This window comes from Acinetobacter sp. S40, from assembly GCF_016624705.1.
GTDB lineage: Bacteria > Pseudomonadota > Gammaproteobacteria > Pseudomonadales > Moraxellaceae > Acinetobacter.
The window spans coordinates 63357-79676 of the sequence record NZ_JACVTU010000014.1 but is presented as its reverse complement, the minus strand read 5'-3'; the positions used below and the strand labels follow the sequence as shown (position 1 = coordinate 79676).

Annotated in this window: 12 protein-coding genes and 1 tRNA gene; 11 read left to right on the top strand and 2 right to left on the bottom strand. The window is 42.1% G+C overall.

Annotation, left to right across the window (positions count from 1 at the left end):
- Nucleotides 1-112 precede the first annotated feature (112 nt).
- The 10 genes from IAE19_RS14160 (at nt 113) to IAE19_RS14115 (ending at nt 12975) form a co-directional block, all read left to right on the top strand.
- A tRNA-Trp gene (locus IAE19_RS14160) sits at nt 113-188 on the top strand.
- A 69-nt stretch (nt 189-257) separates the two neighbouring features.
- The gene (gene secE / locus IAE19_RS14155) at nt 258-698 is read left to right on the top strand and encodes a preprotein translocase subunit SecE (protein WP_200461552.1); all 441 of its coding nucleotides are present in this window, start codon (nt 258-260) and stop codon (nt 696-698) included.
- Nucleotides 699-705: 7 nt separating this feature from the next.
- The gene (gene nusG, locus IAE19_RS14150) at nt 706-1239 is read left to right on the top strand and encodes a transcription termination/antitermination protein NusG (protein WP_200461551.1); all 534 of its coding nucleotides are present in this window, start codon (nt 706-708) and stop codon (nt 1237-1239) included.
- A 115-nt stretch (nt 1240-1354) separates the two neighbouring features.
- On the top strand, nt 1355-1783 hold the full coding sequence (rplK, locus tag IAE19_RS14145; RefSeq protein WP_004637639.1) for a 50S ribosomal protein L11: 429 nt from the start codon (nt 1355-1357) through the stop codon (nt 1781-1783).
- A 3-nt stretch (nt 1784-1786) separates the two neighbouring features.
- Nucleotides 1787-2482, top strand: a complete 696-nt coding sequence (rplA, locus tag IAE19_RS14140) for a 50S ribosomal protein L1 (protein ID WP_200461550.1) — start codon at nt 1787-1789, stop codon at nt 2480-2482.
- A 276-nt stretch (nt 2483-2758) separates the two neighbouring features.
- A complete protein-coding gene (gene rplJ / locus IAE19_RS14135) occupies nt 2759-3265 on the top strand; it encodes a 50S ribosomal protein L10 (protein WP_200461549.1) in 507 nt (168 codons plus the stop codon).
- A gap of 42 nt (nt 3266-3307) precedes the next feature.
- Nucleotides 3308-3679, top strand: coding sequence for a 50S ribosomal protein L7/L12 (gene rplL, locus IAE19_RS14130; RefSeq protein ID WP_174728237.1), 372 nt, complete (start codon nt 3308-3310; stop codon nt 3677-3679).
- Between the two features lie 308 nt (nt 3680-3987).
- Nucleotides 3988-8076 carry a DNA-directed RNA polymerase subunit beta gene (gene rpoB, locus IAE19_RS14125; protein WP_200461548.1) on the top strand — a complete coding sequence of 1363 codons (4089 nt, stop codon included), beginning with the start codon at nt 3988-3990 and terminating at the stop codon, nt 8074-8076.
- A 169-nt stretch (nt 8077-8245) separates the two neighbouring features.
- Nucleotides 8246-12439: a DNA-directed RNA polymerase subunit beta' gene (gene rpoC, locus IAE19_RS14120; RefSeq protein WP_200461547.1), complete on the top strand. Its 4194-nt coding sequence runs from the start codon at nt 8246-8248 to the stop codon at nt 12437-12439.
- A 179-nt stretch (nt 12440-12618) separates the two neighbouring features.
- Entirely contained in the window at nt 12619-12975 is a 357-nt protein-coding gene (locus tag IAE19_RS14115; RefSeq protein ID WP_200461546.1) for a DNA transfer protein p32, read from the top strand.
- A 125-nt stretch (nt 12976-13100) separates the two neighbouring features.
- On the opposite strand, the gene IAE19_RS14110 is transcribed toward IAE19_RS14115, so the two are convergent.
- A complete protein-coding gene (locus IAE19_RS14110; RefSeq protein WP_200461545.1) occupies nt 13101-13586 on the bottom strand; it encodes a DUF4442 domain-containing protein in 486 nt (161 codons plus the stop codon).
- 120 nt (nt 13587-13706) lie between these two features.
- Here IAE19_RS14110 and IAE19_RS14105 point away from each other — a divergent pair, with 120 nt between their 5' ends.
- Entirely contained in the window at nt 13707-14585 is an 879-nt protein-coding gene (locus IAE19_RS14105; protein ID WP_200461544.1) for an alpha/beta fold hydrolase, read from the top strand.
- A gap of 74 nt (nt 14586-14659) precedes the next feature.
- Here IAE19_RS14105 and IAE19_RS14100 read toward each other — a convergent pair whose 3' ends face one another.
- Nucleotides 14660-16021, bottom strand: coding sequence for an amino acid permease (locus tag IAE19_RS14100; RefSeq protein ID WP_200461543.1), 1362 nt, complete (start codon nt 16019-16021; stop codon nt 14660-14662).
- Between the last annotated feature and the right edge of the window lie 299 nt (nt 16022-16320).

Genomic DNA, 16320 nt, shown 5'->3' with positions numbered 1-16320 from the left:
CCGTGAAGGTGGTCGTACTGTAGGTGCTGGTGTTGTTGCGAAAGTAACTGCGTAATCACTTTACAGTTGCAATTTTCGAGCCGAGAGTCTAGACTCTCGGCTTGTGTGTCCTAGGTCAGTAGTTCAATTGGTAGAGCGTCGGTCTCCAAAACCGAATGTTGGGGGTTCGAGTCCCTCCTGGCCTGCCACGTTATGACAAGCTTGATGCTGACTTAAGTGTCATATAATAAGTCGCGAGTTCAACGACGAGTAAAAAAATGTCGAATGATAAATCGCGTGACGCATTAAGCGACGCGCCAATCCCTCAAAGAAATAATTCTGCCGAAGTAGTCACTTCTGGTTCTCCGCTGGATATTGTCCTGTGGATTATTGCACTGGCACTTTTGGTGGGTGCAGCCATGGTGAATCAATATCTACCCGCTTATTGGCCACCTGCAAATAATATTTGGGTGCGCGTTGGTGTAATTATTGCTTGTGTCGTTGTTGCTTTAGGTTTATTATACGCAACCCATCAAGGTAAAGGCTTTGTTCGTTTACTTAAAGATGCGCGTATTGAGCTGCGTCGAGTAACTTGGCCAACAAAACAAGAAACCGTGACCACATCTTGGCAGGTTTTGTTAGTGGTTGTGATTACTGCAATTGTATTGTGGTGTTTCGACTATGGACTGGGTTGGTTAATTAAGTTAATTATCGGATAAGAGAGCTATGAAACGTTGGTACATTATTCATGCCTATTCTGGTTATGAAAAACAGGTGATGCGTTCACTTAAAGAGCGAATCCAGCGTAGCGCTGTTGCCGATAGCTTTGGTGAAGTCCTTGTTCCTACCGAAGAAGTGGTAGAAATGAAGGATGGTAAGAAACGTAAATCAGAACGTAAATTCTTTCCGGGCTATGTGTTAGTCGAAATGGAAATGAATGACGAAACTTGGCACATTGTTAAAGAGTGTCCAAAAGTTCTGGGCTTTATTGGTGGGACAGCAGAAAAACCTGCTCCAATTTCCCAAAAAGAAGCTGACGCTATTCTTGCACGTGTACGTAATACAGGCGAAGCACCTCGTCCTAAGACGATGTTTGAGCCGGGTGAAGAATTATTGGTAACTGATGGTCCGTTCACAGACTTTAAAGGAGTCGTGGAGGAAGTTCAGTACGAGAAGTCACGTTTAACGTTGACAATTAACGTATTTAACCGTCCAACTCAGGTTGAACTCGAGTTTCGCCAAGTCGAAAAAACGATTTAAACTGAATTGGTTGGAAAGCGCCCGATTTGATCGGGCATTGTTATTACAGCATATTACATGTTGTGAAATGAATGTTGGGGAGCCTAGCGGCGTTTGTACCCAGAGGTAATCTATAATGGCTAAGAAGATTGACGGCTATATCAAGCTGCAAGTTCCAGCTGGTAAAGCAAATCCATCTCCACCGATTGGTCCTGCATTAGGTCAACGTGGTGTAAACATCATGGCATTCTGTAAAGAATTCAATGCTGCTACACAAAAACTTGAAGTAGGTTTGCCTATTCCTGTAGTGATCACTGTGTACAACGATAAGTCGTTCACATTTATCATGAAAACTCCACCTGCATCTATTCTTCTTAAGAAAGCTGCGGGTATTCAAAAGGGGTCTTCTGTACCAAACAAAACTAAAGTTGGTAAGTTGACTCGTGCTCAGCTAGAAGAAATTGCGACTACTAAAGAACCAGATTTAACTGGTGCTGATTTAGACGCACGTGTTCGTACCATTGCTGGTTCTGCACGTTCTATGGGCTTGGAAGTGGAGCTATAAGACATGGCAAAGTTAACTAAACGTCAAAAAGCCATTGCTGCTGCTGTTGATACCAACAAAGTTTATACTTTGGAAGAAGCAGTACAAGTCCTTAACGACCTTCCTGCTGCTAAATTCAAAGAGTCTTTGGATGTTGCAGTAAACCTTGGTGTAGATCCACGTAAATCTGATCAGGTTGTTCGTGGCGCGACTACACTTCCAGCGGGTACTGGTAAAACTGTACGTGTTGCAGTATTTGCACAAGGTGCTGCTGCTGAAGCTGCTAAGGCTGAAGGTGCTGACATCGTTGGTTTTGATGATCTTGCTGAAAGCATTCAACAAGGGAATCTTAACTTTGATGTTGTGATTGCTGCTCCAGATGCAATGCGTGTTGTAGGTAAGTTGGGTACGATTCTTGGTCCACGTGGTTTAATGCCAAACCCGAAAGTGGGTACGGTTACTCCAGATGTTGCTGGTGCAGTTAAAAATGCTAAAGCAGGTCAGGCGCGTTACCGTGTAGACAAAGCAGGTATTATCCATGCTGCGATTGGTCAAGTTGGTTTTACCGCTGAAGCAATCCGTCAAAACGTTGAAACTTTAGTTGCTGACTTGAAAAAGTTAAAACCAGCGACTTCTAAAGGTGTTTATATCAAAAAGATTACTTTGAGCTCAACAATGGGCCCTGGTTTGACTGTTGATGTAAGTAACGTTTCTAACTAATTTTAGTTAAAAAGATTTTTAAAGGTCTTGGTGAATAAAAAGTATTTGAAGAATCTATGAGAATTCAAATATTTCACCAAGCGGACTTTGAATTGGTAAATATTAATTTGCCAGCGTCAAAGACCTCAGGTGATCGAAGTTTGGGCTTTGATCTTAATCAATTGCCTGAGTAGACGCGGTGGTGTGATTTGTTCCTCCTCCGCGTGTAAATCGAAAGGTTTACGAATTGGGAGTGCATCTGGTTTAGATGCATAAGTCACCTTAGGAGGTTTTACAATGGCTCTTCTTATTGAAGACAAAAAACAGATCGTAGCAGAAGTCAACGAAGTTGCTTCTAAAGCGTTCTCTGCTGTTGTTGCTGACTATCAAGGTTTAACTGTCGAAAAACTTACTCAACTTCGTGTTGAAGCGCGTAAGTTAGGTGTTACTACACGTATCGTGCGTAATACTTTGGCTAAACGTTCATTCGAAGGTACTCAATTTGATATCTTGAATGACAACCTTGTAGGTCCAACAATTCTTGGTTTTTCAACTTCTGAAGACGACATGGGTGCTGCTGCACGCTTGTTCGAAGAATTTGCGAAAACGAACAAAGCATTTGAATTAAAAGCTGCCGCATTTGATGGCAAAGTTTATGAAGGTGCTGAAGTTAGCGTTATTGCGAACCTTCCGAACCAAGAGAAAGCGCTTACTATGCTTGCCTCTGTTCTTCAAGCTCCTGTTTCAAAATTGGGTCGCTTACTTACAGCGCTCAAAGAGAAAAACGAGTCAGAAGCAGCTTAATCACACTTTTACCTTATTCAATATCCATTTGGAGTTATTCTCATGGCTTTAACTAACGAAGAAATCCTAAACGCAGTTGCTGAAAAAACTGTTCTTGAGCTTGTTGAACTTATCTCTGCTTTTGAAGAGAAATTCAATGTATCAGCTGCTGCTGTAGCTGTAGCTGCTCCTGCTGGTGGCGCTGCTGCTGCTGCTGAAGAGCAAACTGAATTCAATGTAGAGTTGACTTCTTTCGGTGCTAACAAAGTAGCTGTAATTAAAGCAGTTCGTGAAGCAACTGGCCTTGGTCTTAAAGAAGCAAAAGATCTTGTTGAAGGTGCTCCACAAGTTCTTAAAGAAGGCGTTTCTAAAGAAGAAGGCGAAGAACTTAAGAAGAAACTTGAAGAAGCTGGTGCTACAGTTACACTTAAGTAATCTGTTAGGGGGACGATTTTTTGATAATCGGCCCCACAAAATGGCTGATGGCTCTTGGGTCATCAGCCTTTTTGCGTTACAATAATCGGCTCGATTTTTGTTTGTTTGATATAAAAATGGTCGATTTAAAGGGCAAATGAAATAAATTCAAACGCTTACCAATATTTTTCTGGTTTAAAAATATTGTTAAGCGTTTTAAGACCACTTAAAAATTGCAGCATTTGTAAAAGTGGTGGCCATATCGGCCTGCGTAATTCCATCCAAGCTCGTTCTGCAGGCGGGCCTGGTTTACTTTCCGAGGACTCCAGATGGCATACTCATATACCGAAAAGAAACGGATCCGTAAGAATTTTGGTAAATTGCCTAGCGTCATGGACGCTCCGTACTTGCTTTCGATTCAAGTCGACTCGTACAGAACGTTTTTACAAGATGGCAAATCACCGAAAAACCGCGAAGATATCGGTCTCCAAGCCGCATTTCGTTCAGTTTTTCCTATAGAAAGTTATTCTGGCAATGCTGCTTTAGAATTTGTTGAGTATAGTCTTGGTAAACCAGAGTTTGATGTACGTGAATGTATTCTTCGCGGCTCAACTTATGCGGCACCAATGCGCGTAAAAATTCGTTTGATCATTAAAGATCGCGAAACGAAATCGATTAAAGACGTTCGTGAACAAGAAGTCTATATGGGTGAAATGCCACTCATGACTGAGAACGGTACATTTGTGATCAATGGTACTGAGCGTGTCATCGTATCGCAGTTACATCGTTCTCCAGGCGTATTCTTTGATCATGATAAGGGTAAAACTCATTCAAGTGGTAAAGTGCTTTATTCAGCACGTATCATTCCTTACCGTGGTTCATGGTTAGACTTTGAATTTGATGCTAAAGATCTAGTTTATGTTCGTATTGACCGTCGTCGTAAATTATTGGCGAGCGTGATCCTGCGTGCACTTGGTTATAACAATGAACAAATTCTTAATTTGTTCTACGAAAAAGTACCTGTGTACCTCGATATGGGTAGCTATCAGATTGATCTTGTGCCTGAACGCCTGCGTGGTGAAATGGCGCAGTTCGATATCGCCGATAATGATGGTAAAGTGATTGTTGAGCAGGGTAAACGTATTAATGCGCGTCATGTTCGTCAAATGGAAGCTGCTGGTTTAACCAAACTATCTGTTCCAGATGAATACTTGTATGAGCGTATCACCGCTGAAGACATTAGTTTGCGTGATGGCGATGTACTTCCAGCAAACACTTTGCTTAGCCATGAAGTGATGGTCAAGCTTGCTGAAGGTGGCGTGAAGCAATTCAATATCTTGTATACCAATGATATCGACCATGGTCCGTTCATTGCCGATACTTTACGTGCAGATACAACTTCAGGCCGTGAAGAAGCGCTGGTTGAAATTTATAAAGTAATGCGTCCAGGCGAACCGCCAACAAAAGAAGCTGCTGAGAATTTATTTAACAATTTATTCTTCTCTTCTGAGCGTTATGATTTATCGCCTGTTGGCCGTATGAAGTTCAACCGTCGTTTGGGTCGCCCTTATGAAGTGGGTACAGACCAGAAGTCACGTGAAGTTGAGGGTATTCTCTCGAATGAAGATATCACTGATGTATTGCGTACTTTAGTTGAAATTCGTAACGGTAAAGGTGAAGTCGACGATATCGATCACTTGGGTAACCGTCGTGTCCGTTCTGTTGGTGAAATGACTGAAAACCAATTCCGTGTTGGTTTGGTTCGTGTTGAGCGTGCTGTAAAAGAGCGTTTAAGCCAAGCTGAAACAGATAACTTGTCTCCACAAGATCTGATCAATGCTAAACCAGTCGCTGCAGCAATCAAAGAATTCTTTGGTTCAAGCCAGTTGTCACAGTTTATGGACCAAAACAACCCATTGTCTGAGATTACGCACAAGCGTCGTGTCTCAGCACTTGGGCCTGGTGGTTTGACACGTGAACGTGCTGGCTTTGAAGTGCGTGACGTACATCAAACTCATTATGGTCGTGTATGCCCGATTGAGACGCCTGAAGGGCCAAACATTGGTTTGATCAACTCGCTATCGGTTTATGCTAAAGCCAACGATTTTGGTTTCCTTGAAACTCCTTATCGTAAAGTAGTTGATGGTCGTGTTACTGATGATGTTGAATACCTTTCTGCAATTGAAGAAGTGGGAACTGTCATTGCACAGGCTGACTCAGGTGTCGATGCTGATGGTAATTTAATCGAAGAAATGGTTTCAGTTCGTCATCAAGGTGAATTCGTGCGTATGCCTCCTGAAAAAGTGACGCATATGGATGTTTCTGCTCAGCAGGTTGTTTCTGTTGCAGCATCATTGATTCCATTCCTTGAACACGATGACGCCAACCGTGCCTTGATGGGTTCAAACATGCAACGTCAAGCAGTGCCAACATTACTTGCGGATAAACCGCTTGTTGGTACTGGTATGGAAGCCAACGTAGCACGTGACTCTGGTGTATGTGTGATCGCGAAACGTGGCGGTATGATTGAATTTGTTGATGCATCACGTGTGGTGATCCGTGTTAACGAAGATGAAATGATCGCTGGTGAAGCAGGTGTAGATATCTACAACTTGATTAAATACACCCGTTCTAACCAAAATACGTGTATTAACCAAAAAGTTCTTGTGAATTTGGGTGATAAAGTCGGTCGTGGTGATGTCTTGGCAGATGGTCCTTCTACCGATGGTGGTGAGTTGGCCTTAGGTCAAAACATGCGCGTTGCTTTCATGACGTGGAATGGTTACAACTACGAAGACTCGATCTTGCTTTCTGAGCGTGTGCTTCAAGAAGACCGTTTAACCTCGATTCATATTCAAGAATTGTCATGTGTAGCCCGTGATACCAAGTTGGGTGCAGAAGAAATTACTGCGGATATTCCTAACGTGGGTGAAGCCGCACTGTCTAAACTTGATGAATCAGGTATTGTCTATATTGGCGCTGAAGTTACCGCTGGTGACATTCTGGTTGGTAAAGTAACGCCTAAAGGTGAAACGCAACTTACTCCTGAAGAGAAGCTACTTCGCGCGATCTTTGGTGAAAAAGCGGCAGACGTTAAAGATTCATCTTTACGTGTTCCGTCTGGCACTAAAGGTACAGTCATTGACGTACAAGTCTTTACGCGTGATGGTCTTGAAAAAGATGATCGTGCACTTGCAATTGAAAAAGCGCAACTAGATTCATATCGTAAAGATTTGAAAGAAGAATATAAGATCTTTGAAGAAGCAGCTCGTGAACGTATCGTACGCTTACTTAAAGGTCAAGATTCTAATGGCGGTGGTACAACCAAGCGCGGCGATAAACTTAGTGAAGATCTCCTCTCTGGTTTAGAGTTGGTTGATTTACTTGAAATTCAGCCAAGTGATGAAGGCATTGCTGAGCGTTTAAGTCAAATTCAGGTGTTCTTGAAAGAAAAGAGTGCTGAAATTGATGAAAAATTTGCTGAGAAAAAACGCAAATTATCAACAGGCGATGAATTAACCACTGGTGTCTTGAAAGTTGTTAAGGTTTACCTTGCAGTTAAACGTCGTATTCAGCCTGGTGATAAAATGGCGGGTCGTCACGGGAACAAAGGTGTTGTCTCAAACATCTTGCCTGTTGAAGATATGCCACATGATGCCAATGGTGTGCCTGTAGATGTGGTCCTTAACCCGCTAGGTGTACCGTCACGTATGAACGTGGGTCAGATTCTTGAAACACATTTAGGTTTGGCGGCAAAAGGTCTGGGTGAGCAAATCGATAAGATGTTGCAACAACAGCGTACCATTGCAGAACTTCGTATCTTCCTTGATAAAATTTATAACAAGGTGGGTGGTGAGCAAGAAGATCTAAATAGCTTGACTGATGATGAGATCTTGGTATTGGCAGGCAACTTGCGTAAAGGCGTACCTTTAGCGACTCCTGTATTTGATGGTGCTGAAGAAGGTCAGATCAAAGAGTTACTTGAGTTGGCTGAGTTACCACGTACTGGTCAACAGATTTTGTTTGATGGCCGTACAGGTGAACAGTTTGACCGTCCCGTAACAGTAGGTTACATGTACATGCTAAAACTCAACCACTTGGTGGATGACAAAATGCATGCACGTTCAACGGGTTCTTATTCACTTGTAACGCAACAGCCGCTTGGTGGTAAAGCCCAATTCGGTGGTCAGCGTTTCGGTGAGATGGAAGTCTGGGCACTCGAAGCTTATGGTGCAGCGTACACACTTCAAGAAATGTTGACTGTGAAATCGGATGACGTTGAAGGTCGTACACGTATCTATAAGAACATCGTAGATGGTAACCATTACATGGATCCGGGTATGCCTGAATCGTTCAACGTATTGACCAAAGAGATCCGTTCTTTAGGTATCAACATTGAACTGAAAAATGGTGACTAAATTCCTTCTTGAGCTTTAACAGTTCCTCACCCCTTGTAAAAGGGGGAGGGAGCCTCCTTCGCTATTAAAGAGGGCTGTGGAATGCTTAAAGGATTACCAAATTCAGTTAAGAAACAATATTTGTGACCCAGTTGGATGAGCTTTGCTCTCTGACACACGGAGAAATAAATTGAAAGACTTGCTCGATATCATGCGTAAGAAAACGGATTCTGACGGTCATGCACCCGTTGAATTCGACCGTATCCGTATTGGTCTTGCGTCACCAGAAATGATTAAGTCGTGGTCTCATGGTGAGGTAAAAAAACCTGAGACAATTAACTATCGTACGTTTAAGCCAGAACGTGATGGTTTATTCTGTGCCAAAATCTTTGGACCAGTAAAAGATTACGAATGCTTGTGTGGTAAATACAAGCGTATGAAGTACAAAGGCGTCATTTGTGAAAAATGTGGCGTTGAAGTTACAACTGCAAAAGTTCGTCGTGAACGTATGGGACACATCGAACTTGCTTCGCCAGTTGCACATATCTGGTTCTTGAAATCATTACCAAGCCGTATTGGTTTATTGCTTGATATGACATTACGTGATATCGAACGTGTATTGTATTTCGAATCTTATGTTGTGACTGATCCTGGTATGACTCCATTCGAGAAATATCAGTTGCTTAGCGATGAAGAATATTATAATGCACTTGAAGAGCATGGTGATGAATTCACAGCGAAAATGGGTGCAGAAGCAGTTCAGGACTTGTTGAAAGACATCGATCTTGAAGCTGAAATTGCTCGTCTTCGTGAAGAGATTCCACAGACAACGTCAGAGACGAAACTTAAAAAAGCGTCTAAGCGTTTGAAACTGATGGAAGCGTTCAAAGAGTCAAATAACAAGCCAGAATGGATGGTGATGAATGTACTTCCTGTACTTCCACCAGACTTGCGTCCGCTTGTGCCACTTGAAGGTGGTCGTTTTGCGACCTCTGACCTGAACGATCTTTATCGTCGTGTGATTAACCGTAACAACCGTTTGAAGCGTCTTCTTGACCTTGCAGCACCCGACATTATCGTACGTAACGAAAAACGTATGTTACAAGAGTCTGTTGATGCATTGTTGGATAATGGCCGTCGTGGTCGTGCAATTACAGGTTCAAACAAACGCCCATTGAAATCTTTGGCAGATATGATCAAAGGTAAACAAGGTCGTTTCCGTCAGAACTTGTTAGGTAAACGTGTTGACTATTCTGGCCGTTCAGTAATTACAGTTGGTCCTACTTTACGTTTGCATCAATGTGGTCTTCCGAAGAAGATGGCACTTGAACTATTCAAGCCATTTATTTTCGCAAAATTACAGGCATCTGGTCAGGCAACAACCATTAAAGCTGCGAAGAAAATGGTTGAGCGCGAGACTCCAGAAGTGTGGGACGTTTTAGCGAATGTAATTCGTCAACATCCAGTTATGTTGAACCGTGCACCGACACTTCACCGTTTGGGTCTACAAGCTTTTGAACCGATTTTGATCGAAGGTAAAGCGATTCGTTTGCATCCGCTCGTATGTACAGCATTTAACGCCGACTTTGACGGTGACCAAATGGCTGTGCATGTACCATTGACATTAGAAGCACAGCTTGAAGCACGTGCGCTTATGATGTCGACGAACAATATTTTGTCACCAGCCAATGGTGAGCCAATTATTGTTCCTTCTCAGGATGTGGTCTTGGGTCTTTACTACATCACGCGTGATGCAGTGAATGCCAAAGGCGAAGGTATGACCTTTGCAGATACGCATGAAGTAAACCGTGCTTTGGCAACGGGTAAAGTTGCGATTCATGCACGTGTAAAAGTACGCGTACACCAAACTGTGATTGATGAAGATGGTCAACGCGAAAAGCAGACTATTATTGTTGATACCACACCAGGTCGTTGCTTGCTTTGGGAAATCGTACCTGAAGGTTTAAGCTTTGAAATGATCAACCTTGAGATGACCAAGAAAAATATCTCAAAACTGATCAACACTTGCTATCGTAAACTTGGCCTAAAAGATACGGTTATTTTTGCTGACCAATTGATGTATTTGGGTTTCCGTCAAGCAACTCGTTCTGGCGTATCTGTTGGTATGGAAGACATGGTCATTCCGCCACAGAAGCAAACTATTATTGATAAAGCAGAAACTGAAGTTCGTGAAATCGAACAACAGTTTGAACAAGGCTTTGTGACTGCGGGTGAACGTTATAACAAAGTGGTCGATATTTGGGCACGTACCAACGACCAAGTTGCAAAAGCGATGATGGATAACTTGTCTTTCACCAATGTGAAAAACAAGCAGGGTGAAGACGAGAAGCAAAAATCGTTTAACAGCATCTATATGATGTCTGACTCTGGTGCGCGTGGTAGTGCTGCTCAGATCCGTCAGTTGGCGGGTATGCGTGGTTTGATGGCAAAACCAGATGGTTCGATCATTGAAACACCAATTAAAGCGAATTTCCGTGAAGGTTTGACGGTACTTCAGTACTTTATTTCGACGCACGGTGCACGTAAAGGTTTGGCCGATACCGCATTGAAAACAGCGAACTCCGGTTATTTGACTCGTCGTTTGGTTGACGTGGCACAAGACTTGGTGATTACTGAGCCAGATTGTGGTACTGCTGGTGGTTTAGTGATGACTCCATTCATTCAGGGTGGTGATGTCATTGAGCCATTACGTGATCGCGTATTGGGTCGTGTGACTGCTGAAGATGTGCGTCGTGCATCAGATAATGAAGTCGTATTGCCTCGCGGTACTTTGATTGACGAAAAAATTGCAGCCCAACTTGAAGAAGCGGGTGTCGATGAAGTTAAAGTACGCTCTGTGATTGCGTGTGAATCATCATTCGGTGTTTGTGCAAAATGTTATGGACGTGATTTGGCACGCGGTCATCAGGTAAATCCAGGTGAATCTGTGGGTGTTATGGCTGCTCAATCGATTGGTGAGCCAGGTACACAGTTAACCATGCGTACCTTCCACGTGGGTGGTGCTGCAAGCCGAACCTCTGCTGCTAATAGTGTGCAAGTACGTAATAAAGGTACAGTACGTTTCCATAATGTGAAAACAGTACAACATGCCAAAGGTCATTTGGTATCAGTATCCCGTTCAGGTGAAATTGGTATTGCTGATGAATTAGGCCGTGAGCGTGAGCGTTATAAACTGCCTTATGGTGCGAGCATCCTGTTGAAAGATGCAGAGTTGGTCGAGGCTGGTGGTATCGTTGCAACTTGGGATCCACACACACATCCACTTGTAACAGAAGTAGCGGGTAAAGCACGTTTCAGCCAAATTGCTGATGGTGTGACTGCAACATCGAAAACTGATGATGCGACTGGTATGACTACTGTTGAAATCTTGCCTGTAACGGCTCGTCCTGCTTCAGGTAAAGATTTACGTCCTGCGATTGTGTTGGATACAACAGATGGTGGTGAACAGTTCTACTTCTTGCCACAAAATACAATCGTGACTGTTCGTGATGGTGAAACCATTGGTGTGGGTGATGTTATTGGTCGTGTACCACAAGAAACTTCACGTACCCGTGATATTACCGGTGGTCTACCACGTGTTGCTGACTTGTTCGAAGCACGTAAACCAAAAGAGCATGCGATTTTGGCAGAAGTGTCTGGTATCGTAAGCTTTGGTAAAGAGACTAAAGGTAAAAACCGCTTAGTGATCACACCAGATGACGGCTCTGAAATCTACGAAGAATTGATTCCAAAATGGCGTCAAATCAACGTGTTTGAAGGCGAGCATGTGAACCGTGGTGAAACCATTTCTGATGGACCACAAAATCCACATGACATCTTGCGTTTGAAAGGTGAAGTTGCGTTGACTAACTACATCGTGAACGAAGTGCAGGACGTTTATCGTCTACAGGGCGTAAAAATCAACGATAAACATATTGAAGTCATCGTACGTCAAATGTTGCGTAAAGTTGATATCGTGGATGGTGGTGATACAAGCTTCATCAAAGGTGAACAAGTGGATTATATTCGCGTTGTTCAAGAGAACCAGGCTGTCTTGGCTCAGAACAAGTTCCCTGCGAAGTTTGAACGTCAATTGATGGGTATCACTAAAGCATCGCTTTCGACTGACTCGTTCATCTCTGCTGCATCGTTCCAGGAAACCACTCGTGTGTTAACTGAAGCGGCTGTAACAGGTAAAGAAGATGATCTACGTGGTTTGAAAGAAAACGTTGTTGTGGGTCGTTTGATTCCAGCCGGTACAGGTTTAGCGTATCACTTGGAACGTCGTCGTCAGGAAGCTGAAGCAGCTGAATTTGAACTTCACAATGACTTTAGTGAAGTAGATCAGGCCTTTAGTCAGGCATTAAATTCAGATCAGTTCTAAACGAGTCATGAATCAAAAAGAGACATCTTCGGATGTCTTTTTTTATGAGCAAAATTTAATCTGGCTTTTGAAGAGTTGATTACAAAATCACTGCATGGAATCGCCCTTTTGTTACATGATCTTATAAAAAAATCCCTAAAAAATGCTTATTCTGATAAATATTAAACGAGGAGTTAACCATGAAAAAAACAATGAGTTTAATGGCGATTGCGGTGATGTCGACCGCGTTACTTGCTGGTTGTCAGGATATGAGTCCATCTAATCAACGAATTGGCGCAGCTGCTTTGGGCGGTGCAGTAGGTGGTGGTGTGGGTAACCATGTAGGTGGTGGCGTCGGAGCGGCAGCAGGCGGCGCATTAGGTGGTGGTGTGGGTGCCAATGCCAAAGGCGGTAATAGTAGCTCTACCACAAGTAGTGCAGTTGGAGCTGGTATTGGATCAGTCGTGGGTAAAGCCATATTTGGTGGCGATGGTGGTGCTGCCATCGGTGGTGCTATTGGTGGTGGTGCAGGTGCAGCCATTCAAGAGAAAAAATAAAAGCGTTTAAATCAGGTGATAAAAAAGACAGCCTCACGCTGTCTTTTCTATTTTGAGAAAAAATTTAAAGCAAAAATGATTATTTGCTTACCGTCATTTGAACGGATTAAACTGCATTCATCGTTTTATTTTTGAAAAGGTTTAGGTTTCTTGCGACGAATATAGAGTGTTTTATGAATCTCCGCAATTCTTACGCCTGACTCATCAAAAATATTTACCGTATAATTTCGATGCACAGGCGCATAATTTCCTGCAAGCTCTCGAATGTGTTCAACCTCCATGGCATCCAGACGAATGTCTGCGTAAACTGTACTGCGCCCTGGTGATAAAAAGTTAATATGGGCAGATTTATCCCAAACAATATATTTTGGGCCTAGATGATGCATAAGGATCAACATATAAAAAGGATCTACCATAGAATATAAACTACCGCCAAAATGGGTACCGACAATATTTTGATTCTTGCGGGTCAGTGGCATTTTGACTCGGATGTAATAGTTCTTGAGATCAATTTTATCGATACTAATCCCCGCACCGCGATAAGGCGAGTAGCGATTAATGATAAATTTTGATACAGCGGGTATGGTTTGAAGTTGCTTTAAAATATTCATAAGGGTCAATTGTTTTTCTATACGCTATCTTCATACTAAATAACTAACATCATTCTGGCATTGATGGCAATGCTTAATCTGACTAAAGAAATGGTCAATCAAAAACAAAAAGGAACGACAATGCGCCCTCAAATTCACACTGTCCAAACCTCAGATCAACAATCGCTTTGTGTTAAAACATGGGGCAATGAAAATAATCCAGCCCTAGTTTTGGTTCATGGTTATCCAGACAATCAAGAAGTATGGGAACCGATGATTAGTGAATTGATCAATGATTTTTATATTGTCACTTACGATGTAAGAGGCGCAGGTCAGTCAAGCATTCCTCAACATATTCGGGACTATCGTCTTAAACAATTATCTTTGGATCTTGAAGTTGTTGTAAATCAAATACTGGGTGATCGTCCATTCCATCTGGCTGCTCATGATTGGGGGTCCATCCAGACATGGGAATCTGTAACTGAACCTAAGTTTAAAGACCGTATTTTGTCTTATACGACGATTTCAGGCCCTTGTCTAGATCATGCGGCTTGGTTATTGCGTGATGAAGTGAAAAATAATCCCGCTGACTTTCTGAAGAAATTATCAAAATCATGGTATATCGGTGCATTTCATTTACCGTTTATCGCGCCCACGGTCTGGCATTTTTTCACCCCTCAGAAATGGGGGAAAATATTGGATGGCCTAGAGAAAAAACAAAATTTACCAATTAATCCTCACATTTCAAGTGACGGTAGATATGGCATTAATTTATACCGAGCTAATTTTATATCAGCACTTACTAAACCGCGTCAGCGTTATGCGCAATGTCCAGTTCAGGCGGTTGTTTTAATGCGTGACGCATTTGTTAGCCCTGATTATATTTTAAAAGAAATGCCGAAATGGGTAGAACAGTTTGAATATGTAGAAGTTGATGCCAATCATTGGGCAATTTTGAGTGAACCGCAAAAAGTTGCGAATTATATTCGTCAGTTTGCCTTAAGTCGAAAGGCTGCTTAATCAATGCACAGATAAAAAAGACCACCTTTATACTTATATGAAAGGTGGTCTTTTTTTATAAAGAATAAAATAGATCAGATTTTAGGTTTGACCCAGACTTTATAGGCAACAGTCAATAAAATTAACCAGAAGATGCCCACATATAGTGCAGGTCGAGTATCTGGAAAATAACCAATTACAGCGATTACGAAGATCATAAACGCAGTGGCAAGCGCAGGAGCAACAGGCCAACCAATCATCGGGAAATCAAGCTGTTTAATCTGTTGTGCAGACATTTTTTTACGCATACCAAAATGTGATAATAAAATCATCAGCCAAACATAAACTGTTGCGAAAGTCGCAATAGAAGCAATAATTTCAAATACATTTTCTGGAATTAGGTAATTTAAAACCACACCCACTAATAAGACACCCGCCATCACCACAACGGTCATCCACGGCACACCATATTTGGACGTTTTGCGGAAAACTTCAGGAGCTTGCCCTTTTAGTGCCATACCGTACATCATACGACCTGCACCAAATACATCACTATTGATGGCCGAAATTGCTGCGGTAATGACCACAATATTCAGCACAGCTGCTGCTGATTTGATGCCTAGACTTTCAAAAATCTGAACAAAAGGACTTCCTTGAGTACCAATTTGATTCCACGGGAAAATCGACATTAATACAAAAATAGTTAATACATAAAAAAGAATAATCCGAATCGGAACGGCATTAATGGCACGTGGAATGGCAGTTTTGGGGTTTTCTGTTTCACCTGCAGTAATGCCAATGATTTCAATTCCCCCAAATGCAAAGACCACGACCGAGAAACACGCAATTACGCCCATTATCCCATTGGGCATGAAACCGCCATGCTCCCATAAATTAGAAATACCTGGAGTAAAGGTTGTTTGAGGTACATGTAAACCGTAGAACATGATCCCAAAGCCACCGCAAATCATTGCAATGATCGCACTGACCTTAATAATCGATAACCAGAACTCAAGTTCACCATAAATTTTTACATGGATTAGGTTAATCCCGCCCAAAAAGAAGATTAGTGAGAGGATCCAAGTCCAGCGTGGAACATCAGGAAACCAGAACCCCATATAGATCCCGAAAGCGGTTACATCTGCAATGGCGACAATAACCATTTCAAAAACATAGGTCCAGCCTGTCGTGAAACCTGCTAATGGACTTACATAATCTGAAGCATAACGACTAAACGAATCTGAAACAGGGTTGTGTACGGCCATTTCACCGAGCGCACGCATGACAATATAGATCGCAATACCTGCAATCACATAAGCCATCAGCACGGCTGGTCCTGCCAATTTGATGGCCGAGGCTGAACCATAAAATAGCCCTGTGCCAATTGCGGAGCCTAAAGCTAAAAAACGGATATGGCGTGTATTTAGTCCACGCTTTAAAGAAGAATTCTGTGACATCGATTACTCCAATTCTTGTGCGTATTGTATCGGAGCTACACTTAATCTTCACATTTTATTTATAAAAAAGCTGAAATGATGGGGCATTGAAGCTAAGTCCAGCATGGGACAGGCATACTTTAAAACGTATTTAAATAAATTAAATAATATAAAAATTGATAAATTAAACGATTATAAAAATAGGTTATTTTTATAGTAATAATTATATATGAGGTTTTATGATATTAAGTATACTGTTTTTGTTGGTATTAAATCATATTAATTTAATCGGATTTATTTTTATTTAATTGATTATTTAA

What these genes read in the sequence shown, in the direction of transcription:
- IAE19_RS14115 (WP_200461546.1), top strand. Translation starts at nt 12,619, where the DNA reads ATGAAAAAAACAATGAGTTTAATGGCGATTGCGGTGATGTCGACCGCG.
- rpoB (WP_200461548.1), top strand. Translation starts at nt 3,988, where the DNA reads ATGGCATACTCATATACCGAAAAGAAACGGATCCGTAAGAATTTTGGT.
- nusG (WP_200461551.1), top strand. Translation starts at nt 706, where the DNA reads ATGAAACGTTGGTACATTATTCATGCCTATTCTGGTTATGAAAAACAG.
- IAE19_RS14110 (WP_200461545.1), bottom strand. Translation starts at nt 13,586, where the DNA reads ATGAATATTTTAAAGCAACTTCAAACCATACCCGCTGTATCAAAATTT.
- rplJ (WP_200461549.1), top strand. Translation starts at nt 2,759, where the DNA reads ATGGCTCTTCTTATTGAAGACAAAAAACAGATCGTAGCAGAAGTCAAC.
- rplK (WP_004637639.1), top strand. Translation starts at nt 1,355, where the DNA reads ATGGCTAAGAAGATTGACGGCTATATCAAGCTGCAAGTTCCAGCTGGT.
- IAE19_RS14100 (WP_200461543.1), bottom strand. Translation starts at nt 16,021, where the DNA reads ATGTCACAGAATTCTTCTTTAAAGCGTGGACTAAATACACGCCATATC.
- secE (WP_200461552.1), top strand. Translation starts at nt 258, where the DNA reads ATGTCGAATGATAAATCGCGTGACGCATTAAGCGACGCGCCAATCCCT.
- rplL (WP_174728237.1), top strand. Translation starts at nt 3,308, where the DNA reads ATGGCTTTAACTAACGAAGAAATCCTAAACGCAGTTGCTGAAAAAACT.
- IAE19_RS14105 (WP_200461544.1), top strand. Translation starts at nt 13,707, where the DNA reads ATGCGCCCTCAAATTCACACTGTCCAAACCTCAGATCAACAATCGCTT.
- rplA (WP_200461550.1), top strand. Translation starts at nt 1,787, where the DNA reads ATGGCAAAGTTAACTAAACGTCAAAAAGCCATTGCTGCTGCTGTTGAT.